A 23040-nucleotide genomic window follows, 5' to 3' on the forward strand; every position below is an offset into this window, starting at 1 on the left:
CGGATGGCTTGCTCTATCCATCAATACAATGAAGTGACTAAGCGGTATTCACTCAATGCATATCAAAGACATCGACCTGAACCTGCTGCGCCTGTTCGATGCCGTCTACCGCACGCGCAACGTGAGCCGGGCCGCAGAGCTGCTGGACCTGACACAGCCGGCAGCCAGCCAGGCGCTGACGCGGCTGCGTTTGCTGATCAAAGACCCGCTGTTTGTGCGCGCGGGCGGCGGCGTGCAGCCCACCCCCAAGGCCGACCGGCTGGCCGACGCCGTGCGCAGCGCGCTGGGCCTGCTGGAAGAGGCCCTCAACGAGTCGGCCTTGTTCGACCCTCTGCAGTCGCGCAAGGTCTTTCGCATCCACATGAGCGACATTGGCGAAGGCCGCTTTCTGCCCGACCTGATGGTGGCGCTGCAGCGCCAGGCGCCCGGCGTGCAGCTGGAGACATTGCCCGTGCCGCGCCACGAGATTCCCCAGCGGCTGGACAGCGGCGCCATCGACTTCGCCTTTGGCTTTTTGCCCACGGTGAAGGATACGCAGCGTGTGCAGCTCCTCCAGGACCGCTACGTGGTGCTGCTGCGCGCAGGCCACCCCTTCGCCGCCACCAAGCGCAGCGGCCCCGCCTTGCTCAGCGCCCTGCGCCAGCTGGAGTTTGTGGCCGTGCGCACCCACTCCGACACCCTGCGCATTCTGGAGATGCAACAGTTGCAGGACCGCATCCGCCTGACCACCGAACACTTCATGGTGCTGCCTGCCATCGTGCGCGCCACGGACCTGGCCGTGGTCATGCCCCGCAACATCGCACGCACCTTTGCGGCCGACGGCGGCTACAGCCTGATCGAACCAGCGCTGCCGCTGCGCGACTTCACAGTGTCGCTGCACTGGAGCCGCCGCTTTGAAAGCGACCCCGGCAACCAGTGGATGCGGGGGCTGATCGAGCAGCTGTTCAAGGAGTAAACCGTGCCAAGGCCGCGCGCATGCTTGCGGGGGCGGAGGGGCAAGCACGCAGCACCAAATGGCTGTATATTTATACAGTTATGTCTCGCACCTTCACGGACAAATCCGACATCCCCGCGCCGCCCGAAGAGGTCCGCATTCCGCTGCAGGCCATCCGTGGCCGGGGCGCGGCCACGGCCCTGGCTCACCGGTTTGCGCGCGATGTGCGCGAGGCGGCCGACGACGGCTGGGGCCAACTGCCGGGGGGTAACGATGCGGGCGACGATGCATCCGCCGCCCCCGCCGCCACCCGCGTGCATCTCGAAGCCGCGCGCAGCGCCATCTGCGCCAACGACTCGCCAGACATCTTTTTTGAACTCTCGGTGAACCCCTACCGGGGCTGCGAACACGGATGCATTTACTGCTACGCGCGGCCTACCCACAGCTACCTTAACTTCTCACCGGGGCTCGACTTTGAAACGCAGATCGTGGCCAAACACAACATTGCCGAAGTGCTGCGTAGCGAGCTGTGCGCGCCGCGCTACGTGCCCCGTTTGATCAATATCGGCTCGGCCACCGACTGCTATCAACCTGTGGAGCGGGACTTGAAGCTCACCCGCAGCCTCATCGAAGTGATGAGCGTCGCGCGCCACCCGTTTTCGCTCATCACCAAATCCAGCGGTGTGGAGCGTGACCTGGATTTGCTGGCTCCGCTCGCAGCGCAACGCCTGGCGGCGGTGTACGTCACCATCACCACGCTCGATGCCACGCTGGCCCGCCGCATGGAGCCCCGCGCCGCAGCGCCCCACCGGCGCCTGCGCACCATCCGCGCGCTGGCCGAGGCGGGTGTGCCCGTGGGCGTGAGCGTGGCGCCACAGATCCCCTTCATCACCGAAGACATGGAACAGGTGCTGGAGGCTGCGCGCGACGCGGGCGCGCGCAGCGCCTTCTACACCGTGCTGCGACTGCCGTGGGAGCTGGATGCGCTGTTTCGCGAATGGCTGCAGGTGCACTACCCCCAGCGTGCCGCGCGCGTGATGGCCCGTGTGCAAGACCTGCACCACCTGAGCGACGCCGAGCGCCGCGCGGGCAAAACCTACAACAGCGACTTCGCCACCCGCATGAAAGGCACCGGCCTGTGGGCCGACCTGGTGCGCCAGCGTTTTGCCACCACCTGCCGCAAGCTGGGCCTGAACCGCGAACGCGTGGAGCTGGACCTAGGCCAGTTCCGCCCCGGGCTGCTGCAGGGGCAAAGCAGCCTGTTCTGACCCGGCTGTGTGGCGCAGTGGGTTGTAATTTGAATAAAAAATGGCCGCTTCCGCGCATCCGGTATGCCTCAATAGCTATCTAAATGATAGCAATTGAAGCAGGCTCTGCAAGCGCACGCCAGGGGCCACGTGTGGGCTGTATGCATCGCCCCCTCACACGGCCCACAGGCTTTGCACCACCTGCGTGTACAGCGGAATGCCCAGCACGATGTTGAGCGGAAACGTCAGCCCCAGCGACAGGCTCACATACAGCGACGGGTCGGCCTCGGGGATGGCATAGCGCACGACCGCAGGCACGGCGATGTAGGACGCACTGGCCGCCAGCACCATCAGCAGCACCGCATCGCCTGCAGGCACCGCCACCAGCCAGACCAGGCCCAGCGCCAGCGTGGCGTGGGTGATGGGGCCCAGCACCGCATAGGCCAGCAGCCAGGGCGACTGCTGGCGCACCGCAGGCAGGTTGCGTGCGGTCGATAGGCCCATGTCCAGAAGGAACAGGCACAACATGCCCTTGAACAGATCACCCGAAAACGGCTGCATGGCCGCCTTGCCCGCATCGCCCGTCAGCAGGCCAATCAGCATCGCGCCCAGCAGCAGCAACTGCGTGCCATCGGTGAACGACTCGTGCAGGATCTTGCCCACCGACAGGTGCGGGCCGCCCTTCCCACTGACGTTGCCCGGGCCATGACCGCCCAGCGTGGCGGCGCCCCCGCCTGTCATCGCCACCACGGGCGGGGCGGCGGTGGCCATGGCCACCGCCTGCTGTTTTTGCCGTAGCGCATTGGCCAGCAGCACTGCGAGGATGATGGCGGGCGACTCCATCAGCGCCATCGCCGCCGCCATGTGGCCGCCGTAGGCGATGTGTTGGGACTCCAGGTACTGCGTGGCCGTCACAAACGTCACCGCGCTCACCGATCCATAGGTGGCTGCCACCGCCGCCGCATTGAAGCCCGACAGCACCCGCCGCAAGAGCGCAAAGCCCACCAGCGGCACCACGATGGCCAGCAGCACCGCCAGCCCCAGGCTGGTGGCCACGCTGGGCGTGAAGCCCGACGCCGCCAGCGCAAACCCGCCCTTGAGGCCCAGTGCCATCAGCAGGTAGATCGACAAGAACTTCGAGATCGCCGCAGGCATCTCCAGGTTGGACCGCACCAGGCCCGCAAACACACCCAGGGCAAAAAACAGGATCGCAGGGTCCAGCAAGCTTTGCATCATTCAACTCCTTGGGCGCCAATGCTATGCAGTGCAGGGTGCAAAGTAAAATCGATTTGAATGCGCTTATCTATAGATAAAAATCTATGAACATCACCTTTCGCCAGCTGCGCCTTTTTCTGGCGCTGGCCGAAACCGGCAGCGTCAGCGCCGCCGCCCGGGTCATGCACGTCACCCAGCCCACCGCCTCCATGCAGCTGCGCGAGGTGTCTCAGGCCGTGGGCCTGCCGCTGTACGAAGTCATCTCGCGCCGCGTGCACCTCACCGAAGCGGGGCATGCCCTGGCCCGCACCGCGCGCGCCATTGCGGGCGAGTGGGATGCGTTTGAGCAGCGCGTGTCTGGCGCCAAGGGCCTCACCAGCGGACGCCTCAAGGTCGCCGTGGTCAGCACCGCCAAATACTTTGTGCCGCGTCTGCTGGGCAGCTTCTGCAAGCTGCACCCGCAGATCGACATCTCGCTGGAGGTGCTCAACCGCGACCATGTCATCAACCGGCTGCGCAGCAACCTGGACGACCTCTACGTCATGTCCATGCCGCCGGCCGATTTGCCGCTGGAAGACCACATCCTCATGCCCAACCCGCTCGTCGTCATCGCCGCCGCAGGCCACCCTCTCGCCGCGAAAAAGCGCGTCAAGTTCACGCAATTGCAGTCCGAGCGCTTCATCCTGCGCGAAAAAGGCTCCGGTACCCGTATGGCCACCGACACGCACCTGCGCCAGCTGGGCTTTGTTCCCAGCGCCGTACTCGAGCTGGGCAGCAACGAGGCCATCAAGGAATCGGTGGAAGGCCAGCTGGGCGTCTCCATCGTTTCCCGCCACAGCCTCGGCCCCCACCACGAGGGCCTGGCCGTGCTCAACGTGCAAGGCTTCCCCATCCAGTCGCAATGGCACCTGGTCTGGCCCAAGGGCAAGCAGCTGTCACCGATTGCGGAGGTGTTCCGGGGGCATCTGATGGGCGAGGTGAAAGGGTGGATGGAAGGACGGTGAGGGAGACGCATCTGGCTTGAAGGGCTGATATCGGCCACCCAAGACCCCATCACCGACGTGGAGCCCTCTGCACAGCCGCATTCACTGATGGGCGTCGCAAGCCAGGCCTGGGTTCTGGCAGATCACGGTCCAGCAGGCAGTCGATGAAAGCCGTCAATGCCGGTGATGGATGGCGCCGATTGGAGTAGTACAGGAACAGGCCGGGCTTTGCCACCGACCAGTCGGCAAGCACCTGCACCAGCCGCCCCTGGTCGATGTGGTTGTCCACCCGCTCACGGTCAAACGCATAGGCAATGCCCAGGCCCTGCACGGCCGCAGCCACGCCCATGTCCGAGTGGTTGGTCACCAGCGGTCCTTCTGCGGCAATCTCCACCCGTTTTCCTTTTTTCTCGAACTCCCAGCGGTAGGTCCGGCCATCCATCTGAAGCCGCCAGTTGATGCACGCGTGGCCGTGCAGGTCGGCGGGCGCCTTTGGCGTGCCGCGCTGCGCCAGGTAGTCGGGCGAGGCCACGGCAATCATCTTCACGTCCGGGGTCAGGCGCACGGCGATCATGTCTTTTTCCAGCCGCCCGCCCACGCGGATGCCCGCATCAAAGCGGCCCGCAACGATGTCGCTCAGCCCGTCGTCCACCACGATGTCCAGCACCACATCCGGGTGGGCCTGGTGGAACCGCCCAAGCCGTGGCGCGATGACCTGTGTGGCGGCCATGCCCAGCGTGTTGATGCGCAGCGTGCCCCCCATCTGGCCGGCCGCCGCACTGGCTTCGGCCACTGCGGCGGCCATGTCCCGAAACAGCGGGGCCATGCGCGCATACAGCTGTGCCCCGGTGGCCGTGGGCGCCACGCTGCGCGTGGTGCGGTTCAGCAATCGCGCGCCCAAGCGGGCTTCCAGCTGGCGAATTGTCTGGCTCAGCGCCGACGGCGACAGCCCCAGGTGCTCCGCCGCGCGCGCAAAGCTCGCGCGCTCGACCACGGCGGCAAAGGCCTTCAGTTCTGCAAAATCCGATCCGCGCATTCTGTATTGTTTTCTACATAGCCTATTTAAATTCTAGGCCATTCACTAATTGGTGCTGCAGGCGCATCCTGACGACTCCACCAACCCAAAGACTAGGGATGACCTGCATAACCCTCGCGAGGCGGTGGTAGCGCGGATCGGGATGGGGCACAAGGCGTCTCTTCTTGCCAATAGACGCGCTATTGGCAAGAAAAGCAACGCAGTGGACAGCCCGAGACCGCGCCATCACAGACCGCAGGGAGTTGTGCAGGTCATCCCTAAACCAAGGAGATCGTCACCATGACCCCTTTGAGCCTCCCTGACCCCATTGCCGCCTACTTTGCGGCCGACCAACAAAAGAACGCTGAGGCCATTGCCCGGTGCTTCGCGGCACAGGCCGTCGTCAAGGACGAGGGCCGCACCCATTCGGGCATCGACGCCATCAAGGCCTGGAAGGCCGCGGCATCGACAAAGTACAGGTACACCACCGAACCCTTCGCGCTGCAGCAGAGCGACGGCCACCAGGTCGTCACCAGCCGCGTCGAGGGCAACTTCCCTGGTAGCCCGGTCGATCTGCGTTACCGCTTTCGCCTTGAGCGTGGCCTGATTGCGTCGCTGGAGATCACGGTATGAGCTTCGACCTTCAACTGCGCGGCCAGCGCGCACTCGTCACGGGCGGCACCAAAGGCGTGGGCGCTGCAGTGGTGCAGGCTTTGGTGGACGCCGGTGTGCAGGTGATGGCTACCGCGCGTTCAGCCCCTGCGCACCCGATTGGCGACGTGCTGTACGTGCCTGCCGACGTCTCCACCGCAGAAGGCGCTGCAGAGGTTGCGCAGGCGGTGCTCACGCACTGGGGCGGCGTGGACATTCTGATCAACGTGGTGGGTGGCTCCAGCGCGCCAGGCGGGGGCTTTGCAGCGCTGGACGATGCGCAGTGGTTCAACGAACTGAACCAGAACCTGATGCCCGCCGTGCGCCTGGACCGCGCTTTGTTGCCCGCCATGCTGGCCCAGGGCGCGGGCGTCATCGTCCACGTCAGCTCCATCCAGCGCGTGCTGCCGCTGCCCGAGTCCACCACCGCCTACGCCGCTGCCAAGGCGGCCCTGTCCACCTACAGCAAGGCCTTGTCGAAAGAGGTCACGCCACAAGGCGTTCGCGTGCTGAGCGTCTCGCCCGGCTGGGTCGAAACCGAAGCCGCCGTCGCCCTGGCCGAGCGCGTGGCCACCCAGGCGGGCACGGACTACGAAGGCGGCAAGCGGATCATCATGCAGTCGCTGGGCGGCATCCCGCTGGGCCGCCCCGCCAGACCGCAAGAGGTGGCCGACCTGATCACTTTTTTGGTGTCACCGCGTGCGGGAGCGATATCGGGCTCGGAGCATGTGATTGATGGGGGCACGGTGCCGACGGTTTAGAGGCGCAGCAATGCGGCTTCTCACATCAGCCCTCGTGGAACGCCAGGAACTGACACCCGGTTGAGCTGCGGTCCGTCTTACCGCACCCCCGCCAGGCCCCCGCCACCGACAGCCCGCGTTACGGGGCAGTTGATGACGATATCGGTGACTTCGAGCGAGACCAGGCCTTTGTCTTCGGCAGCCAATAGCTCCTCCTCCGATGTCAGCTCGGGCCCCGGATCGTGTGTCGTTCTCGTCACCAGGACGAGGCGCCACAGTGGGCTGTAGCTTCGGTCCGTGTTCGCCGCGCCCACGGGACGTGGCGCAGATTGAAAGATGCTGATCTGTTCGCCCTGCGAGAATTTGTACACACGCTCCAGCACCGAGGGGCGCGCGGCGATGGCGTCGCGCAGGCGAGGCACATGGTTCACACCGGCGGCCTCTGCCATGGCGCCGTCCGAGATGTCTGTCGTGATGTACTCCACCTGTCGCCCGTCAACCCAGGCACGGTGCAGTGGAAGTACCGTTTCTGTCCGTCCGGCATCAAAACGGGGCCCCGCGCATCCGATGAGCAGAACCACGGATGCAATGGCGATGGTGAGACGAATCAAGTGCGACGCTCCTGTTGAGGCTGAACGTTGATCCTGAGCAGCATGTGGTGGCTAGCCGACGTGAGTCGGCTCGTGCGACGGATGGGAGTGCTGGCGCATGGTGCTGCCATTTTGCCCAAGCTACCTCTGACACCAAGAAGCAAAAAACCCCGGCGAGCGGATCCAATCAGTGGGTTGAGGCTGTCGCGTCCCCGTCATAGGGCCTGCCTAAACCAGCACATCCCGAATAGCCACGTCCTTGTCAAACTGTGCCTTGGCAAACGGGCACAGCGGGACCACTTTGGTACCCGTAGCCCGCGCCCACAGCACCAGCGCGTCGAGCAGTGCGCGTCCGACACCTTGCCCGCTGAATGATGGATCTACCTCGGTGTGGTCCACGATGACCATCGTGGCGTTGGTGCGGCTGTAGGTCATCTCGGCCAGGCGCTGGCCGCCGTTTTCGATGGTGAAGGCGCCTTTGGCGTCTTGCTCCTGGTGCTGGATGGTGTGCTGCATGGGGTGGTGAATGAAGCAGATGGAATAGGTGCCGGAGTATGGCGCAGCAGGTATTGCCGCCGCTGACCGATTGATGAATGGGTTGCTTCTTCGGTCGGTCGGCCAGTTCAGGTTTGCTGATGCCTTGGTTGCGAAGGCAGCGCCAAGCAGCATGCCGTTTTCCGCTACGCCTGACCAAATGCCTCCGACAGAAACTCTGCCGTGGCGCGGACGCGGGCGGTGCGCTGCAGGTCGGGGTGCATGACTTGCCAGACCTCGTAATCGGTGGCGCGGCGGCGTTGGGGCCAGATGCGGACCAGGCCTTCGCGCTCGCCCATCCACACCGGCATTTCACCCAGGCCAATGCCCGCTGCCACCGCCTTGCGCACCAGCAGGCTGGAGCGCACGGCCATGGCGATGCGGGCTTGGCGGGCGGGCACACCGGCCATGGTCAGAAACGGGCTGTGCTCCAGGTAGGGGCCATAGGCTACCAGGTGGTGGCCCCGCAGCTCGTCGTCGGGCACGGGTTCGCCAAAGTGCTCGATATAGCCCGCGCTGGCAAACAGGCCCACCGGCCATGACACCACGCGGCGCACGACCAGGTCGGGCGTCTCCGGGCGGACGTTGCGAAACGCTATGTCCACCTGCCTGCGGCTGAGGCTGAGCAACTGGGTGGAGACCTCCAGGTCCACACGGATGTGGGGCCAGTGCCGCTGCAGGCGCTCGACGGCGGGCAGCAGCAGGTCGATGGCGATGGAGTCGGTACTGGTGACGCGCACGATGCCGCCGGGGTTTTCGTCCTGGCCTTCGATTTTGGTGCGCAAGTCGAGGGCTGCGCTTTCCATGCGGCGGGCGGCTGCCAGGGCCGTTTCACCTGCCGGCGTGAGCAGGTATCCATCTTTGGCACGCAGGAACAACTTGGCGCCCAGCTCGGCCTCCAGTGCATTCAGCCGCCGCCCCACGGTGGCCTGGTCGATGCCCAGGCTGCGCGCTGCGGCGCGCAAGGAGGGGGCTCTTGTCAGCGCGAGAAAGACGCGGGTGTCGTCCCAGTTCATGGTGGTGTTCATACGGCGGTGATGATGCAATTTTGCATCACTACAGAGCGAAATTGCTGCGTTTGAATTGTGCGTTGGCGCTGTAACCTTGCAGGCCTGAATGACATTTTTGAGGACTGCAACCCATGCCCACCGCTTTGAGTGAACAACATACCGCCACTGTGCAGACCGCCGTACCACCCACCATGCAGGCCATCGTGTTCGACGACTTCGGTGGGCCTGAGGTGCTGGTGGCCCGGGAGGTCCCGACCCCCGAGGTGCGTCCGCACGACCTGTTGGTGCGCAACGCCTCCATCGGCGTGAACCGCGCTGATCTGTTGCACCGCAAAGGGGCTTACGGTCGCGCCTACTTTGGCGATGCGGACACCATGGGGCTGGAGATCGCGGGCACGGTGGTCGAGGTGGGCCCGCTGGTGCGCGGCTTTGCCGTGGGCGACCGTGTGATGGGCATTGTGGGCGGCGGGGCCTACGCCGAGCTGTCGCGCATCGACCACCGCATGGCCATGCATGTGCCGGAGGGCCTGGGCCTGGTGGCTGCGGGTGCGGTGGCAGAGGTATTTGTGACTGCACACGAGGCGCTGTTCCACCTGGCCAACCTGCAGGCGGGCGAGTCGGTGCTGATCCACGCAGCCGCAGGCGGCGTGGGCTCGGCGGCGGTGCAACTGGCGAAAGCGGCGGGCGCACGGGTGTTTGGCACAGCAAGCGGTGACAAGCGCGATGCAGTGCTGGGCTTTGGCGCGGATGTGTTCATCGATTACCGCAGCGAGGACTTTGCGGCCGTGGTGGCGCAGGCAATGGACGGCAAAGGTGTGGACGTGGTGATCGACTTCATTGGTGCGCCATACCTGGAGCGCAACGTGCGGTCGTTGGCCGTGGGCGGGCGCATGGTGGCCGTGGGCTTACTGGGGGGCGCGCAAGGCGCCACTTTGCCGATGGACGCCGTGCTGTATCGCCATCTGCAGATCTTTGGCACGGTGATGAAGTCGCGCCCGCCCGAGGTCAAGCAGGCCATGGTGCAGCGCTTTGCCGAGCGGTGGCTGCCTGCGCTGGCGGCCGGTGCGATCTGGCCGGTGATTGACAGCACCTACCCGTTGGCAGATGCCGCGCAGGCCCACAGTCGCATGGAATCTGGCGCCAACGTCGGCAAGATTCTGCTGCTGCCAGGGGCGGCGTGAGGCGCGCAGAAGTTCATTGTTGCGGTTGGGGCATGGCGCCCGGGCAGGCCCGACTCCGCGTCAGCCCGCCGCTCTGGCCGCCCCTGCCGCCTGTCGGCAACCTGCAAACATGTCCAGCCCCGCGCTGTACGCCCCGGTCTTCACATCCATCAGCCCCAGCACCGAGTGAAAGTAGTTGTCGTGGGTGATGCGCCGCTCGGCCAGCTCGTGCTGCAGGCAGCCGGTGGCGACCTGGGTGCGCGCCTGCATGGCGGGCGAGAGCCAGGTGATCCACGGCACATGCTTTTGCACGTCGGGCGCAATGGAGTAGGGCAGGCCGTGCAGGTAGAGGTTGTTCTCGCCCAGTGATTCGCCATGGTCTGCTACATAAATCATAGCTGTTTGCGCTTTGCTATCCTGCGCTGTGAGCCATTTGAGCACTGAATCGAGGAAAAAGTCCGTCTCCACGACGCTGTTGTCATACGCGTTGACGACCTGCTGGCGCTCACACTCCTGCAGGGAGGTGGATGTGCATTCGGGGCCAAACTTCTTGTTGTCGGGCGCCGAGCGTTTGTAGTACGCGGGGCCGTGGCTGCCCATCTGGTGCAGCACGACCACGGTGCCGCGCTGGCGCTGTTCCGCGGGCAGGGCGGCGATGCGGGTGTCCAGGTCTTGCAGCATCACGCGGTCCAGGCACTCGCCGCCGGGGCACAGGGCGGGGTCGGGCGTCGGGCTTTTTGGCGCGCTGGTGAGGGTCTCGCCAATGCGGTCGCACACGCCTTTGCAGCCGGACTGGTTGTCCACCCACAGCACGGCCAGGCCTGCGTGGTGCAGCACGTCGATGAGGCTTTCAAAGTTGGCAGCGCGCGCTTCATAGCCCGTGCGGCCCAGGTGCGAGAACATGCAGGGCACCGATGCTGCGGTGCTGGTGCCGCAAGACCACGCATTGCGGGCGCTGACGAGGTCCGTGCGGGCCGCGAGCAGCGGTGTGGTGTTGCGCTCATAGCCGTTGATGCCGAAGTTGCCGCTGCGGCCGGTTTCGCCCAGCACCAGCACCAGCAGCGGGGGCTTGGCCTGGCCCGCATAGCTGGCGCCCAGCTGTGCATCGCGCCCCAGGGGCAGCAGCTTGCTGGTGTCCATGCGCAGGGGCTTGGTGGCGATGTTGCCCAGCGCGTACACGCTGTTGAGCGGGTTGATCAGGTAGCGCAGCTTGGTGTGGTTGCGCATGGTCGATGCAAAGTCCTGGAACACCAGCAGCAGGCACACCACGATGACGGCGATGGCGCCCGCCAGCAGCAGCCCGTTGTGCGCCGCGTGGCGCAGGGTGCTCAGCCGCAACACGGGGCGGCGCAGCAGCCACCACAGCGGTGGCACGGCCAGCGCCAGTACGGTGGCCAGCATGCGCCAGTTGAGCAGGTCACCCGCCTCTTTGACGTCGGTTTGCAGCACGTTGGTGAGCATGCTGGCGTCAATGGCGACGCCGTAGGCCAGCATGAAATACGCGCCAAACGCAGCCATCACCACCAGCACGGCGGCGGCGGGCTTGAGCGTCCAGCGCCAGGCCAGCAGGCTCAGCAGTGCGGCATTGCCCGCTGCCACGATGAGCGCAAACGCGATGGCAAAGCCCCAGCCGCGCAGGCTGCCCTGGCCCGGCAACTGCGCCACCTCGCGCCACAGCGGCACATTGCAGGCCGTGGCCAGCCAGGTGCTGATGAGCACCACAACCCAGGCGGGGTGCAGGTGGCGTGTTGCGGTGGAAACGGGCCGGGGCGCGGTGCCCGTGGCCAGGTGGGGAAGCAGCAGGCGCTGCAGTATCAAAGGCATGGGGCGCACTGTGGCGCCCGAGGCTTAAGGCCGCATTAACGTGCGGACGGCGGCAGCAGGTTTCTGGCGTGGTGCGCCAGGTGGTCGGCCATGAAGGTTTGAATGAAGTAGTAGCCGTGGTCGTAGCCCGCGTGGCGGCGCAGACTGAGCGGCTGGCCGATGGCCTGGCACGCAGCTTCGAACAGGTGTGGGTGCAGTTGGTCGGCCAGAAACTTGTCGGACAGGCCTTGGTCGATGAGGATGCCCGCAGGGTACGGCGCGACCGGCTGGTGCTGCATGAGCACCGTGGCGTCGTGCTCGATCCAGCCCGTGCGGTCAGCGCCCAGGTAGCCCGTGAAGGCTTTCTCACCCCATGGGCACTGGGTGGGCGCGCAGATGGGGGCAAAGGCCGACAGGCTCTGGAACCGGCCCGGATGGCGCAGCGCCAGCGTGAGCGCGCCATGCCCGCCCATCGAGTGGCCGGTGATGCCCAGGCGGGTGCCGTCGATGGGCAACTGGGCTGAGACCAGCGGCAGCAGCTCTTTCAGGAGGTAGCTCTCCATGCGCCAGTGGGTGCGCCACGGCGCCTGCGTGGCGTCCAGATAAAAGCCTGCGCCCACGCCAAAGTCCCAGCTCTCGGCCTCGCCCGGCGCATTGGCTCCGCGCGGGCTGGTGTCGGGCGCGATGAGGGCCAGGCCCAGTTCGGCCGCCAGGCGCTGGGCGCCGGCCTTGACCATGAAGGTTTCTTCCGTGCAGGTCAGCCCCGCCAGGAAGAGCAGGGCGGGCACGGGCCCTTGCTTCGCTTGCGCGGGAAGGAACACCGAAAACTTCATGGGCAGCCCGATCTCGGAGGAGGCGTGCTGGTAGAAGCGCTGCTCGCCGCCAAAGCAGGCGTGGGTGCTGAGGAGTTCCAGGGAGATGGTCATGGTGGATGCTCTGAAAATAATAGCTGCTAGCGCTTGATGGATAAGCGCTGGAGGTATTTTTTTGCTTGAATTGAAAACTGACCTTAGACCGAGCCCGTTTGCCCTGAGCTTATCGAAGGGTTGGTGGCAAGGCGTGCCATGGCTTCGACAGGCTCAGCCCGAAGGGGTAACGGGGCGTTCGGGCGTATCAAACGTTGGCTGCTCTGCAGGGCTCAGGCCACCGCGTATTTAACGACGGAGCGTATCGACTTGCCTTCGTGCATCAAATCAAACGCTTCGTTGATGTCCTTGAGGCCCATGGTGTGCGTGACAAACGGCGCCAGCTGGATCTTGCCCGCCATCGCGTCTTCGACCATGCCGGGCAACTCGCTGCGGCCCTTGACGCCGCCGAATGCCGTGCCCATCCACTTGCGGCCGGTGACGAGCTGGAAGGGGCGGGTGCTGATCTCTTGCCCCGCACCGGCCACGCCGATGATGACCGACTGGCCCCAGCCGCGGTGCGCGCATTCGAGGGCGGCGCGCATCACGTTGACGTTGCCGATGCACTCAAAGCTGTGGTCCACGCCCCAGGTTGTCATCTCCACGATGACCTGCTGGATCGGCTTGTCATGGTCCTTGGGGTTCACGCAGTCGGTGGCGCCAAAGGTGCGGGCCAGATCGAACTTGGAGGGGTTGGTGTCCACGGCAATGATGCGCCCAGCCTTGGCCAGCTTGGCGCCTTGAATGACCGCCAGGCCGATGCCGCCCAGGCCGAACACGGCGACCGTATCGCCCTCTTGCACCTTTGCGGTGTTCTTGACGGCGCCCAGGCCCGTGGTCACGCCGCAGCCCAGCAGGCAGACCTGCTCGGGGTTGGCATCAGGGTTGACCTTGGCGAGCGACACCTCGGCCACCACGGTGTATTCGCTGAAGGTGCTGCAGCCCATGTAGTGGTAGATGGGCTGGCCATTGTAGGAAAAGCGCGTGGTGCCGTCGGGCATCACACCCTTACCCTGTGTGGCGCGCACGCTCACGCACAGGTTGGTCTTGCCGCTCTTGCAGAACAGGCACTCGCCACATTCGGCGGTGTAGAGCGGGATCACATGGTCGCCGGGCTTCACGCTGGTCACGCCTTCGCCCACCTCCACCACGATGCCCGCGCCTTCATGGCCCAGCACCACGGGGAACAGTCCTTCGGGGTCGTCACCGCTCAGGGTGAAGGCGTCGGTGTGGCACACACCGGTGTCGGTGATCTTGATGAGCACTTCGCCCTTCTTGGGCGGGGCGACGTCGATCTCGACGATCTGCAGGGGTTCTCCGGCTTTGAAGGCGACGGCGGCACGGGATTTCATGGGGTGTTCCTTTCGGTCAATCGGATGGGGACGGTCTATTTGAGGTAGGAGCGAAGCAACGCCAGTGTTTCGTCAATGGCCTGCTGCGACGGTGCTGGTTTTTCCGCCAGCGTCTCGCGCACATGGCTGTCGAGCAGGTCGGCCATCAGTCCGTGCACGGCGCCCCGCATGGCCGCCAGCTGCTGCAGGATGGGGGCACAGTCGCTGCCCGCCTCCACCGCGCGTTCCAGCGCCTCGGCCTGGCCCTTGATGCGGCGCAGTCGGGTGATGGCGCGTTGCTTGTCTTCGGGGGTGTGGGGCATGGGTTTCGGGTGTGGGGTGCGGGGGCTGTCTTTGTACTGGGCGGCAGTATAAAAGATAACCCCATGCTGGTCGTGAGCTAGGTCGTCAAAAAACCTTTTAACTAGGGGGGAGTATGTGCATCCGGCACGTCTTGGCCTGTGTGGGGCGCCCATGAAAAAAGCCCGCAGGCACTGCCTGCGGGCTTCGGGAGGGGGTGGACGGCGCGCGGGGCGCCGTACCGGTCAACGCTTGGCCAGTGGTGGCACGTCGCGGCGCTCGGAGCCGGTGAACAGCTGGCGGGGGCGGCCGATCTTGTACTCGGGGTCGCCGATCATTTCGTTGAGCTGGGCGATCCAGCCCACGGTGCGGGCCAGGCTGAAGATGCCGGTGAACAGGTTCACAGGAATGCCGATGGCGCGCTGCACGATGCCGGAGTAGAAGTCCACGTTCGGGTAGAGCTTGCGCTGCACGAAGTAGTCGTCTTCCAGGGCGATCTTTTCCAGTTCCTTGGCCAGCTTGAACAGCGGGTCGTTTTCCAGGCCCAGCTCGGCCAGCACTTCATTGCAAGTCTCTTGCATGAGCTTGGCGCGGGGGTCGTAGTTCTTGTACACGCGGTGGCCAAAGCCCATGAGCTTGACGCCGGAGTTCTTGTCCTTGACCTGCTTGATGAAGTCGCCGATCTTTTCCACGCCGCCTTGGGCCTGGATGTCGTACAGCATGTTCAGCGCTGCTTCGTTGGCGCCGCCGTGGGCAGGGCCCCACAGGCAGGCCACGCCCGCCGCGATAGCCGCAAACGGGTTGGTGCCCGACGAGCCGCACAGGCGCACGGTGGAGGTCGAAGCGTTCTGCTCGTGGTCTGCGTGCAGGATGAAGATGCGGTCGAGCGCGCGTTCCAGCACGGGGTTGACCTTGTACTCTTCGCAGGGTGTGCCGAACATCATGCGCAGGAAGTTGCCTGCATACGAGAGGTTGTTCTGCGGGTACATGTAAGGCTGGCCCATGCCGTACTTGTAGGCCATGGCGACCAGCGTGGGCATCTTGGCGATCAGGCGGATGGCGGCGATCTCACGGTGCTGCGGATTGTTGATGTCCGTGCTGTCGTGGTAGAAGGCCGACAGGGCGCCCACCAGGCCGGTCAGCACGGCCATGGGGTGCGCGTCACGGCGGAAGCCACGCAGGAAGAACTGCATCTGCTCGTTGACCATGGTGTGGTTGGTCACGCGGCTCGTGAAGTCGGTCTTCTGCGCTGCGTTGGGCAGGTCACCGTACAGCAGCAGGTGGCAGGTTTCCAGGAAGTCGCAGTTTTCAGCTAGCTGCTCAATGGGGTAGCCGCGGTACAGCAGTTCGCCCTTGTCGCCGTCAATGTAAGTGATGGCCGACTGGGTGGCTGCCGTTGACAGGAAGCCTGGGTCATAGGTGAACATGCCCGTCTGCGCATACAGCTTGCGGATGTCGATGACATCCGGGCCAATGGTGCCCTGGTAGACCGGCAGGTCCACGCTGGGACCGCCGTTACTGAACGACAGGGTGGCTTTGTTGTCAGCTAGCTTCATTGTTACTTTCCTTAGGTTTGCCGATGATCATCCGGTCTGGTGGGGCTGGGATCTTTTCAGAGCGAGAAAACCCGCTCGTCAGGTGCCCAGCACGGGGGTGCCGCCGCTTTCCCGCAGCATGCCCAGCACTTCATGCACCTCGGGCGCATCCAGCGTCTCACTGGGTTCCTTGCGGCAAAGCAGCAGGTCCAGGAGGTCGTTGTCGGCGAGGTCCATCAGGGCCGCAAGGCCCTGGGCGTGGCGCTGGTTCAGCTCAGGCTCGAAACGGGTGAAGAACTGTTCGATGAACAGATCGTTTTCCAGCAGGCCGCGCCGGCAGCGCCAGTGCAGCTTGCTGAGTTCGCGTTCCGTCAGCAGCGGCGAGGCTGCCGAGGGGGCGGTGGTGGCGGTTGCACCCATGGCGGTCCTGGGCCCCGGTCAGATGGCGCGACGCACCATCAGTTCCTTGATCTTGCCGATGGCCTTCGTGGGGTTCAGGCCCTTGGGGCACACGTCCACGCAGTTCATGATGGTGTGGCAACGGAACAGGCGGTACGGGTCTTCGAGGTTGTCGAGGCGCTGGCCGGTGGCGTCATCGCGGCTGTCGGCGATGAAGCGGTAGGCCTGCAGCAGTCCGGCAGGGCCCACGAACTTGTCGGGGTTCCACCAGAAGCTGGGACAGCTCGTGGAGCAGCTGGCACACAGGATGCACTCGTACAGGCCGTTGAGCTCTTCGCGCTCTTCGGGAGACTGCAGGCGCTCGCGGTCGGGTGGAATCTGCTCGTTGATCAGGTAGGGCTTGATCGAGTTGTACTGTTTGAAGAACTGCGTCATGTCCACGATCAGGTCGCGGATCACGGGCAGGCCGGGCAGGGGCTTGAGAACAATCGTGCCCTTCAGGGTATTCATGTTCGTCAGGCACGCCAGGCCGTTCTTGCCATTGATGTTCATCGCGTCGGAGCCACAGACGCCTTCGCGGCACGAACGGCGGAACGACAGCGTGGGGTCCTGCTCCTTGAGCTTCATCAGGGCGTCCAGCAGCATGCGTTCATGGCCGTCGAGTTCGATCTCGATGGTCTGCATGTAAGGCTTGGCGTCCTTGTCCGGGTCGTAGCGGTAGATTTGGAATGTGCGCTTTTGCATGGTTCTTCTCTCGTGGGGCTACTGTTTAGAACGTACGGACCTTGGGGGGCACGCTGTCCACCGTCAGGGGCTTGAGGTTGACCGGCTTGTAGGCGAGGCGGTTGCCTTCGCTGTACCACAGGGTGTGCTTCATCCACTCCTGGTCATTGCGGCCCAGGGGGAACTCGGCGTGGTCGGCAGGGTGCTCGTAGTCGTACACGGTGTGGGCGCCACGGCATTCCTTGCGGGCGGCGGCCGACACCATGGTGGCCTGCGCCACTTCGATCAGGTTGTCCACTTCCAGCGCTTCGATGCGGGCGGTGTTGAACACCTTGGACTTGTCCTTCAGCGTCACGTTGGCCACGCGGCTGCGGATCTCGGCGATCTTCTTGACGCCTTCGTCCATGCTGGCCTGGGTGCGGAACACGCCGGCATGCTGCTGCATGGTGGAGCGGATGTCACCTGCCAGGTTTTGCGCGTAGATGCCTTCGTTCGACTTGTCGAGCTGGTTCAAGCGTTCCAAGGTGCGGTCGGCCGCATCCTTGGGCAGGGGCTTGTGCTCCTTGTTCTTGTTGTTGAACTCGACGATGTGGCGGCCAGCGGCCTTGCCGAACACCAGCAGGTCCAGCAGCGAGTTGGTGCCCAGGCGGTTGGCGCCGTGCACCGACACGCAGGCGCACTCGCCCACGGCGTACAGGCCGTTGACCACTTCGTTGTTGATGCCGTTGGCTTGTGCAACCACCTGGCCGTTGATGTTGGTAGGCACGCCACCCATCTGGTAGTGGATGGTGGGCACCACAGGAATAGGTTCCTTGGTGATGTCCACGTTGGCGAAGTTGACTCCGATTTCGTACACCGAAGGCAGGCGTTTATGGATGGTGTCTGCACCCAGGTGGTCGAGCTTGAGCAGGATGTAGTCCTTGTTGGGACCGCAGCCGCGACCTTCCTTGATTTCCTGGTCCATGCAGCGGGACACGAAGTCGCGCGGGGCCAGGTCCTTCATGGTGGGCGCATAACGCTCCATGAAGCGCTCGCCGTTGCTGTTGAGCAAAATAGCGCCTTCGCCACGGCAGCCTTCGGTCAGCAGCACGCCGGCGCCGGCCACGCCCGTGGGGTGGAACTGCCAGAACTCCATGTCCTGCAGCGCAATGCCGGCACGTGCCGCCATGCCCAGGCCGTCACCGGTGTTGATGAAGGCGTTGGTCGATGCCGCAAAGATGCGACCTGCACCGCCGGTGGCCAGCAGCACGGTCTTGGCTTCCAGGATGTACAGGTCGCCGGTTTCCATTTCCAGGGCGGTCACGCCCACCACGTCACCGTCGGCGTCGCGGACCAGGTCCAGCGCCATCCATTCGACGAAGAAGTTGGTCTTGGCCTTCACGTTCTGCTGGTACAGCGTGTGCAGCATGGCGTGGCCAGTGCGGTCGGCAGCGGCGCAGGCGCGTTGCACGGGCTTTTCGCCATAGTTGGCGGTGTGGCCGCCGAAGGGGCGCTGGTAGATGGTGCCGTCGGGGTTGCGGTCGAACGGCATGCCGAAGTGCTCCAGCTCATACACCACCTTGGGGGCTTCGCGGCACATGAACTCGATGGCGTCCTGGTCGCCCAGCCAGTCGGAGCCCTTGATGGTGTCGTAGAAGTGGTAGTGCCAGTTGTCTTCGGACATGTTGCCCAGCGATGCGCTCACGCCGCCTTGTGCAGCCACGGTGTGCGAACGGGTGGGGAAAACCTTGGACAGCGAGGCCACGTTCAGGCCTGCGCGGGAGAGTTCAAGCGCGGCACGCATGCCGGAGCCGCCTGCGCCGACGATGACGACATCGAACTTGCGGCGGGTGATGTTAGCGTTGGTGTAGCTCATTATTTTTTGCCTTCAGTCGCGGGGATCAATCAGAGACGCCACAAAACCTGGATACCCCAGCCGGCACAGCCGACCAGCCAGACGATGCTGAACACCTGCAGTGCCAGGCGCAGGCCCACGGGCTTGATGTAGTCCATCAAGACTTCACGCAGGCCGATCCAGGCGTGCCAAGCCAGTGCAACGATCACGGAGAAGGTCAGCACCTTCATCCACTGGGCCGAGAAGATACCGGCCCATTTGTCGTAGCCGATGGGACCTTTGGAGAAGATCACCTGGGCCAGCAGTGCCAGGGTGAACAGGGCCATCAGGACTGCCGTGACGCGCTGGCTGAGCCAGTCGCGCAGGCCATAGTGGGCGCCGACGACGACGCGCTTGGAACCGTAATTGACGGACATGGGAATTTCCTCTCGTTCTTCGGCGGGCACTGCCTGGCAGCAGCCGCCGCTTTTTGGGGTTGATCGATCAGTACAGGCCGAAAAGCTTGGCGCCCAGCACCAGGGTCAGCGTGATGCTGATGGCCAGGACGGCAAAGGCCGAGGACTTGCCGAATTCCTTGTTCACGGCGCTGTGGCTCACATCCATCCACAGGTGGCGCAGGCCAGCGGTGAAGTGGTGCAGGTAGGCCCAGATCAGTGCCAGGGCCACCAGTTTGATGAACCAGCCGGGCACGAAGCCAATGCCGATGTTGAAAGCCGCCGAGAACCGGGCGAACGAGATTTCAGACGACACCGAGGTGTCGAACATCCAGATGATGAAGGGCAGCAGCAGGAACATGATCAGCCCGCTGCCGCGGTGCAGGATCGAAACCCACGCGGCAGGAGTCATGCGGTAGGTGGTCAGGTCCTTGAAGGCATTGATGTTGCGGAATTCAGGCCGTTTTTTGGCGAGTTCTGTCATGTTGTGTGCTTTCGTGGATGTAACTGCTTTGTAATTTGAAGATGCAAAGAACGCAAAATTCTATTGCAACGCAACAAGAAGGGTTTGCTCCAGCCCGAATGTTCTACGTTTCCGCTCAGTTGCCAGTGTGGTGTCAGCTCAGTTCGTTACGGTAATGGTGCGTGTCGGTCAGGTACAGGCCACGCCGTAACTCCATCGGAACGTCGTTGTAGGTGTAGGCGATGCGCTCCACGCTCAGCAGCGGCGTGGCCTGTGGGATCTGCAGCATCGCCGCCTGGTCGGCATCGGGCAGCACGGCACGTATTTTCTCCTCGGCACGTACCATGCGTACGCCGAAGTCGAGTTCAAACATGGCGTAAGTAGGGCCTTGGTAGTTGGCCAGTTGTTCGGCCGTCAGCCCTTTGAAAGCCTGGCCGGGCAGCCAGATGTCTTCCAGGATGGTAGGTACGCCTGCGAATGACAGGACTCGCCGCGCCTGGATCACCGGGTCGGCGCTGCGCAGTGCCAGCGCGCGCGCAACGTCAGCGCTGGCACGCACACGCCGACAATCGATCACCTTGCGCTGTGCAGGGCCCTCCACGCGGACGTCTCCCGTGTCGGGCATGAGCTTGAGAAAACGGTACTGCACATGCTGCTCGGCATGGGTGGCCACAAAGGTACCCTTGCCCTGGCGCCGCATCACGAGGTTTTCGGCCGCCAGCTCGTCAATGGCCTTGCGCACCGTGCCCTGGCTCACGCGAAAGCGTGCAGCCAGCTCCATCTCGCTGGGGATGGATTCGCCCGGTTTCCACTCGCCCTGTTGCAGACTTTGCAGGATGAGCCCTTTGATCTGCTGGTACAGCGGGCTGAACGCGGGCGTGGCAGAGCCCGTGCCTGCCAAAGGCTGCGCAGGGTTATCGGCGTTGAGCGGAAGCGAGGACATGGCGATCGGGAGAAGGGCAGGCCGCACACGAAGTGATACGCGGGCTGTGTCAGGGTGTTAATCATATCTTATATAAGACATAAGACAAATTGACCGAGGTGTCCAATCAGCGGTACACTCCAAGGCTGTTTTGCGGGGCACGGGCTGCTGGTAACAGGCGCTGGTGCTTGCGTTGCACTCACACCTGTTTTCCTCACTTCCCTGGAGTTTTCACCATGAGCAAGAAGCCTGTTCGCGTCGCCGTCACCGGTGCCGCTGGTCAAATTGGTTACGCCCTGCTGTTCCGCATCGCCTCCGGCGAAATGCTGGGCAAGGACCAGCCCGTCATCCTGCAATTGCTCGAAGTGCCTGTCGAAGGCCCCCAGAAGGCGCTCAAGGGCGTGATGATGGAACTGGACGATTGCGCGTTCCCCCTGCTGGTGGGCATGGAAGCCCACAGCGACCCCATGACCGCTTTCAAGGACGCCGACTACGCCCTGTTGGTCGGTTCGCGCCCCCGCGGCCCGGGCATGGAACGCGCCGAACTGCTGGCTGTCAACGGCGCCATCTTCACGGCACAGGGCAAGGCCCTGAATGCCGTGGCTTCGCGCAACGTGAAAGTGCTGGTCGTCGGCAACCCTGCCAACACCAACGCCTACATCGCCATGAAGTCGGCCCCCGACCTGCCACGCAAGAACTTCACCGCCATGCTGCGCCTGGACCACAACCGCGCTGCCAGCCAGATCGCTGCCAAGACCGGCAAGGCCGTGGCGGACATCGAAAAGCTGACCGTCTGGGGCAACCATTCGCCCACGATGTACGCCGACTACCGCTTCGCCACCATCAACGGTGAAAGCGTCGCCAAGATGATCAACGACCAGGAATGGAACGCCAACACTTTCCTGCCCACCGTGGGCAAGCGCGGCGCTGCCATCATCGAAGCGCGTGGCCTGTCGTCGGCTGCTTCGGCTGCCAACGCCGCCATCGACCACATGCGTGACTGGGCCCTGGGCACCAACGGCAAGTGGGTCACCATGGGCATTCCTTCGGACGGCCAGTACGGCATCCCCAAGGACACCATGTTCGGTTTCCCCGTGACGTGCGAAAACGGCGAGTACAAGATCGTTGAAGGTCTGGAAATCGACGCGTTCTCGCAAGAGCGCATCAACATCACGCTGGCTGAGCTGCAAGGCGAGCAAGACGGCGTCAAGCACCTGCTGTAAACCAGGTGAGCGCCATGCAGCCGACGCCACAGGCATCGGGCCTTCGGGCCGCCCGGGTCCCCGCGCAGGGGCAGGGCGCTGCGCCATCCCATCCACGCGATGTGTTGCTGGGCGCCCAGGCGCAGACAGGCTTCCTGCCGGTCTGTGACCACTACAGCGGCGTCGAAGCGCGCATGCGCAAGAGCCTGCAGCTGCAGGCCGAGATGACGCAGGAGTTCGGTACCTGCGTCTTTGATGTCACCCTCGATTGTGAAGACGGCGCCCCCGTCGGCCTTGAAGCCGACCACGCCCGGCTGGTTGCCCGTCTGGCCCTGGGCGCCGCACCCGGTGCCCGCGTGGCCGCCCGGGTCCACGCGGTGGACCACCCGGCATTCGCCAACGATGTCGCCACGATAGCGGGCGAAGCAGGCCATCGGCTCAGCCACATCATGGTTCCCAAGGTGGAATCTGTGGACGACGTACTGGCAGCGGAGCGTGCGCTGGAGAAAGCCTCTGCCGCCCCGGTACCGATCCATGTCCTCATCGAATCCCCTGCTGCGGTGCACCGTGCTTTTGAAATCGCAGCCCACCCGCGCGTGCAGAGCCTGAGTTTTGGCCTCATGGATTTTGTGTCGGCCCATGGTGGCGCCATCCCTGCGCATGGCATGACTTCGGCGGGGCAGTTTTCGCACCCACTGGTGGTGCGTGCCAAGCTGGAGATTGCCGCTGCCTGCCATGCCCACGGCAAGGTGCCATCGCACTGTGTGGTGACGGAGTTCGCCGATACGGTGGCCATGCAAGGCGCCGCCAGCCGTGCCGCGCGCGAGCTGGGCTATACCCGCATGTGGAGCATCCATCCCGCACAGATCCGACCCATCCTGCAGGCGTTTGCGCCTCAGCAGGATGACATCGAAGTTGCTTCAAAAATAATAGCTGCTGCCGCAGATTCTGATTGGGCTCCCATCAGCTTTGAAGGCACGTTGCACGACCGCGCCAGTTATCGCTTTTACTGGCAGGTGCTGGAGCGCGCCCACCGTACCGGGCGCACACTTCCTCTTGCCGTGCGCCATTGGTTTGGCGCGTCGGCCTCCGTTCCGTTGTGAACATTCC

The 23040-nt window shown here is 64.2% G+C and carries 24 protein-coding genes; 8 read left to right on the top strand and 16 right to left on the bottom strand.

What is annotated here, in order from left to right; all coding sequences use genetic code 11:
- Positions 1 to 55 precede the first annotated feature (55 nt).
- Positions 56 to 955, top strand: coding sequence for a LysR family transcriptional regulator (locus tag KW832_RS05920; RefSeq protein WP_218299213.1), 900 nt, complete (start codon positions 56 to 58; stop codon positions 953 to 955).
- 80 nt (positions 956 to 1035) lie between these two features.
- A complete protein-coding gene (locus tag KW832_RS05925; RefSeq protein ID WP_218299214.1) occupies positions 1036 to 2202 on the top strand; it encodes a PA0069 family radical SAM protein in 1167 nt (388 codons plus the stop codon).
- Between the two features lie 153 nt (positions 2203 to 2355).
- Here the strand turns inward: KW832_RS05925 and KW832_RS05930 are convergent, their stop codons facing one another.
- The gene (locus KW832_RS05930) at positions 2356 to 3414 is read right to left on the bottom strand and encodes a sodium-dependent bicarbonate transport family permease (protein WP_218299215.1); all 1059 of its coding nucleotides are present in this window, start codon (positions 3412 to 3414) and stop codon (positions 2356 to 2358) included.
- 86 nt (positions 3415 to 3500) lie between these two features.
- On the opposite strand from KW832_RS05930, the gene KW832_RS05935 reads away from it, so the two are divergent.
- On the top strand, positions 3501 to 4400 hold the full coding sequence (locus KW832_RS05935; RefSeq protein ID WP_218299216.1) for a LysR family transcriptional regulator: 900 nt from the start codon (positions 3501 to 3503) through the stop codon (positions 4398 to 4400).
- A gap of 49 nt (positions 4401 to 4449) precedes the next feature.
- On the opposite strand, the gene KW832_RS05940 is transcribed toward KW832_RS05935, so the two are convergent.
- Positions 4450 to 5415: a LysR family transcriptional regulator gene (locus tag KW832_RS05940; RefSeq protein WP_121507073.1), complete on the bottom strand. Its 966-nt coding sequence runs from the start codon at positions 5413 to 5415 to the stop codon at positions 4450 to 4452.
- A 279-nt stretch (positions 5416 to 5694) separates the two neighbouring features.
- On the opposite strand from KW832_RS05940, the gene KW832_RS05945 reads away from it, so the two are divergent.
- Together KW832_RS05945 and KW832_RS05950 are read left to right on the top strand one after the other, a co-directional pair.
- Positions 5695 to 6027 carry a nuclear transport factor 2 family protein gene (locus KW832_RS05945; RefSeq protein WP_218299217.1) on the top strand — a complete coding sequence of 111 codons (333 nt, stop codon included), beginning with the start codon at positions 5695 to 5697 and terminating at the stop codon, positions 6025 to 6027.
- Entirely contained in the window at positions 6024 to 6806 is a 783-nt protein-coding gene (locus KW832_RS05950; protein ID WP_218299218.1) for an SDR family oxidoreductase, read from the top strand. The genes KW832_RS05945 and KW832_RS05950 overlap by 4 nt, the downstream gene beginning before the upstream one ends.
- A 77-nt stretch (positions 6807 to 6883) precedes the next feature.
- Here the strand turns inward: KW832_RS05950 and KW832_RS05955 are convergent, their stop codons facing one another.
- The 3 genes from KW832_RS05955 to KW832_RS05965 all read right to left on the bottom strand — a co-directional run bounded on the left by KW832_RS05955 (position 6884) and on the right by KW832_RS05965 (position 8925).
- The gene (locus KW832_RS05955) at positions 6884 to 7396 is read right to left on the bottom strand and encodes a hypothetical protein (protein ID WP_218299219.1); all 513 of its coding nucleotides are present in this window, start codon (positions 7394 to 7396) and stop codon (positions 6884 to 6886) included.
- Positions 7397 to 7603: 207 nt separating this feature from the next.
- On the bottom strand, positions 7604 to 8044 hold the full coding sequence (locus KW832_RS05960; RefSeq protein WP_370628637.1) for a GNAT family N-acetyltransferase: 441 nt from the start codon (positions 8042 to 8044) through the stop codon (positions 7604 to 7606).
- A gap of 11 nt (positions 8045 to 8055) precedes the next feature.
- Positions 8056 to 8925 carry a LysR family transcriptional regulator gene (locus KW832_RS05965; RefSeq protein ID WP_218299734.1) on the bottom strand — a complete coding sequence of 290 codons (870 nt, stop codon included), beginning with the start codon at positions 8923 to 8925 and terminating at the stop codon, positions 8056 to 8058.
- A gap of 185 nt (positions 8926 to 9110) precedes the next feature.
- On the opposite strand from KW832_RS05965, the gene KW832_RS05970 reads away from it, so the two are divergent.
- Complete coding sequence (locus KW832_RS05970) at positions 9111 to 10100, top strand: NAD(P)H-quinone oxidoreductase (RefSeq protein WP_218299735.1); 990 nt, start codon at positions 9111 to 9113, stop codon at positions 10098 to 10100.
- Positions 10101 to 10160: 60 nt separating this feature from the next.
- Here the strand turns inward: KW832_RS05970 and KW832_RS05975 are convergent, their stop codons facing one another.
- From KW832_RS05975 to KW832_RS06025, 11 genes are all read right to left on the bottom strand, one after another.
- Complete coding sequence (locus tag KW832_RS05975; protein WP_218299221.1) at positions 10161 to 11903, bottom strand: phosphoethanolamine transferase; 1743 nt, start codon at positions 11901 to 11903, stop codon at positions 10161 to 10163.
- A gap of 35 nt (positions 11904 to 11938) precedes the next feature.
- Positions 11939 to 12808: an S-formylglutathione hydrolase gene (gene fghA / locus KW832_RS05980; protein ID WP_218299222.1), complete on the bottom strand. Its 870-nt coding sequence runs from the start codon at positions 12806 to 12808 to the stop codon at positions 11939 to 11941.
- 212 nt (positions 12809 to 13020) lie between these two features.
- On the bottom strand, positions 13021 to 14139 hold the full coding sequence (locus tag KW832_RS05985; RefSeq protein WP_218299223.1) for an S-(hydroxymethyl)glutathione dehydrogenase/class III alcohol dehydrogenase: 1119 nt from the start codon (positions 14137 to 14139) through the stop codon (positions 13021 to 13023).
- Between the two features lie 35 nt (positions 14140 to 14174).
- Positions 14175 to 14441: a metal/formaldehyde-sensitive transcriptional repressor gene (locus KW832_RS05990; RefSeq protein ID WP_055402789.1), complete on the bottom strand. Its 267-nt coding sequence runs from the start codon at positions 14439 to 14441 to the stop codon at positions 14175 to 14177.
- A 222-nt stretch (positions 14442 to 14663) separates the two neighbouring features.
- Positions 14664 to 15974 carry a citrate synthase gene (locus KW832_RS05995; RefSeq protein WP_121419457.1) on the bottom strand — a complete coding sequence of 437 codons (1311 nt, stop codon included), beginning with the start codon at positions 15972 to 15974 and terminating at the stop codon, positions 14664 to 14666.
- 78 nt (positions 15975 to 16052) lie between these two features.
- Complete coding sequence (locus tag KW832_RS06000; protein ID WP_055393121.1) at positions 16053 to 16373, bottom strand: succinate dehydrogenase assembly factor 2; 321 nt, start codon at positions 16371 to 16373, stop codon at positions 16053 to 16055.
- Positions 16374 to 16391: 18 nt separating this feature from the next.
- The gene (locus tag KW832_RS06005; protein WP_055393124.1) at positions 16392 to 17096 is read right to left on the bottom strand and encodes a succinate dehydrogenase iron-sulfur subunit; all 705 of its coding nucleotides are present in this window, start codon (positions 17094 to 17096) and stop codon (positions 16392 to 16394) included.
- Between the two features lie 25 nt (positions 17097 to 17121).
- Complete coding sequence (gene sdhA, locus KW832_RS06010) at positions 17122 to 18930, bottom strand: succinate dehydrogenase flavoprotein subunit (RefSeq protein ID WP_055393127.1); 1809 nt, start codon at positions 18928 to 18930, stop codon at positions 17122 to 17124.
- Positions 18931 to 18959: 29 nt separating this feature from the next.
- Complete coding sequence (gene sdhD / locus KW832_RS06015) at positions 18960 to 19325, bottom strand: succinate dehydrogenase, hydrophobic membrane anchor protein (protein ID WP_055393129.1); 366 nt, start codon at positions 19323 to 19325, stop codon at positions 18960 to 18962.
- Positions 19326 to 19392: 67 nt separating this feature from the next.
- Positions 19393 to 19827, bottom strand: coding sequence for a succinate dehydrogenase, cytochrome b556 subunit (gene sdhC / locus KW832_RS06020; protein ID WP_121419458.1), 435 nt, complete (start codon positions 19825 to 19827; stop codon positions 19393 to 19395).
- 133 nt (positions 19828 to 19960) lie between these two features.
- A complete protein-coding gene (locus KW832_RS06025; RefSeq protein WP_218299224.1) occupies positions 19961 to 20749 on the bottom strand; it encodes a GntR family transcriptional regulator in 789 nt (262 codons plus the stop codon).
- A gap of 215 nt (positions 20750 to 20964) precedes the next feature.
- Here KW832_RS06025 and KW832_RS06030 point away from each other — a divergent pair, with 215 nt between their 5' ends.
- Together KW832_RS06030 and KW832_RS06035 are read left to right on the top strand one after the other, a co-directional pair.
- Positions 20965 to 21951: a malate dehydrogenase gene (locus KW832_RS06030; RefSeq protein ID WP_055393136.1), complete on the top strand. Its 987-nt coding sequence runs from the start codon at positions 20965 to 20967 to the stop codon at positions 21949 to 21951.
- A 14-nt stretch (positions 21952 to 21965) separates the two neighbouring features.
- The gene (locus KW832_RS06035) at positions 21966 to 23033 is read left to right on the top strand and encodes a CoA ester lyase (RefSeq protein WP_255577547.1); all 1068 of its coding nucleotides are present in this window, start codon (positions 21966 to 21968) and stop codon (positions 23031 to 23033) included.
- The last annotated feature ends 7 nt before the right edge of the window (positions 23034 to 23040 follow it).

The organism is Acidovorax sp. sif0632 (genome assembly GCF_019218805.1).
Taxonomy (GTDB): domain Bacteria; phylum Pseudomonadota; class Gammaproteobacteria; order Burkholderiales; family Burkholderiaceae_C; genus Acidovorax; species Acidovorax facilis.

Coding starts and splice junctions, on each gene's coding strand:
- KW832_RS05985 (WP_218299223.1), bottom strand. CDS start 14,139: ATGAAATCCCGTGCCGCCGTCGCCTTCAAAGCCGGAGAACCCCTGCAG.
- KW832_RS05975 (WP_218299221.1), bottom strand. CDS start 11,903: ATGCCTTTGATACTGCAGCGCCTGCTGCTTCCCCACCTGGCCACGGGC.
- KW832_RS05920 (WP_218299213.1), top strand. CDS start 56: ATGCATATCAAAGACATCGACCTGAACCTGCTGCGCCTGTTCGATGCC.
- KW832_RS05995 (WP_121419457.1), bottom strand. CDS start 15,974: ATGAAGCTAGCTGACAACAAAGCCACCCTGTCGTTCAGTAACGGCGGT.
- KW832_RS05965 (WP_218299734.1), bottom strand. CDS start 8,925: ATGAACTGGGACGACACCCGCGTCTTTCTCGCGCTGACAAGAGCCCCC.
- KW832_RS06000 (WP_055393121.1), bottom strand. CDS start 16,373: ATGGGTGCAACCGCCACCACCGCCCCCTCGGCAGCCTCGCCGCTGCTG.
- KW832_RS05940 (WP_121507073.1), bottom strand. CDS start 5,415: ATGCGCGGATCGGATTTTGCAGAACTGAAGGCCTTTGCCGCCGTGGTC.
- KW832_RS05935 (WP_218299216.1), top strand. CDS start 3,501: ATGAACATCACCTTTCGCCAGCTGCGCCTTTTTCTGGCGCTGGCCGAA.
- KW832_RS05960 (WP_370628637.1), bottom strand. CDS start 8,044: ATGCTGCTTGGCGCTGCCTTCGCAACCAAGGCATCAGCAAACCTGAAC.
- KW832_RS05990 (WP_055402789.1), bottom strand. CDS start 14,441: ATGCCCCACACCCCCGAAGACAAGCAACGCGCCATCACCCGACTGCGC.
- sdhD (WP_055393129.1), bottom strand. CDS start 19,325: ATGTCCGTCAATTACGGTTCCAAGCGCGTCGTCGTCGGCGCCCACTAT.
- sdhC (WP_121419458.1), bottom strand. CDS start 19,827: ATGACAGAACTCGCCAAAAAACGGCCTGAATTCCGCAACATCAATGCC.
- KW832_RS05930 (WP_218299215.1), bottom strand. CDS start 3,414: ATGCAAAGCTTGCTGGACCCTGCGATCCTGTTTTTTGCCCTGGGTGTG.
- KW832_RS06025 (WP_218299224.1), bottom strand. CDS start 20,749: ATGTCCTCGCTTCCGCTCAACGCCGATAACCCTGCGCAGCCTTTGGCA.
- KW832_RS05970 (WP_218299735.1), top strand. CDS start 9,111: ATGCAGGCCATCGTGTTCGACGACTTCGGTGGGCCTGAGGTGCTGGTG.
- sdhA (WP_055393127.1), bottom strand. CDS start 18,930: ATGAGCTACACCAACGCTAACATCACCCGCCGCAAGTTCGATGTCGTC.
- KW832_RS05925 (WP_218299214.1), top strand. CDS start 1,036: ATGTCTCGCACCTTCACGGACAAATCCGACATCCCCGCGCCGCCCGAA.
- KW832_RS06030 (WP_055393136.1), top strand. CDS start 20,965: ATGAGCAAGAAGCCTGTTCGCGTCGCCGTCACCGGTGCCGCTGGTCAA.
- KW832_RS06035 (WP_255577547.1), top strand. CDS start 21,966: ATGCAGCCGACGCCACAGGCATCGGGCCTTCGGGCCGCCCGGGTCCCC.
- KW832_RS05945 (WP_218299217.1), top strand. CDS start 5,695: ATGACCCCTTTGAGCCTCCCTGACCCCATTGCCGCCTACTTTGCGGCC.
- KW832_RS06005 (WP_055393124.1), bottom strand. CDS start 17,096: ATGCAAAAGCGCACATTCCAAATCTACCGCTACGACCCGGACAAGGAC.
- KW832_RS05950 (WP_218299218.1), top strand. CDS start 6,024: ATGAGCTTCGACCTTCAACTGCGCGGCCAGCGCGCACTCGTCACGGGC.
- fghA (WP_218299222.1), bottom strand. CDS start 12,808: ATGACCATCTCCCTGGAACTCCTCAGCACCCACGCCTGCTTTGGCGGC.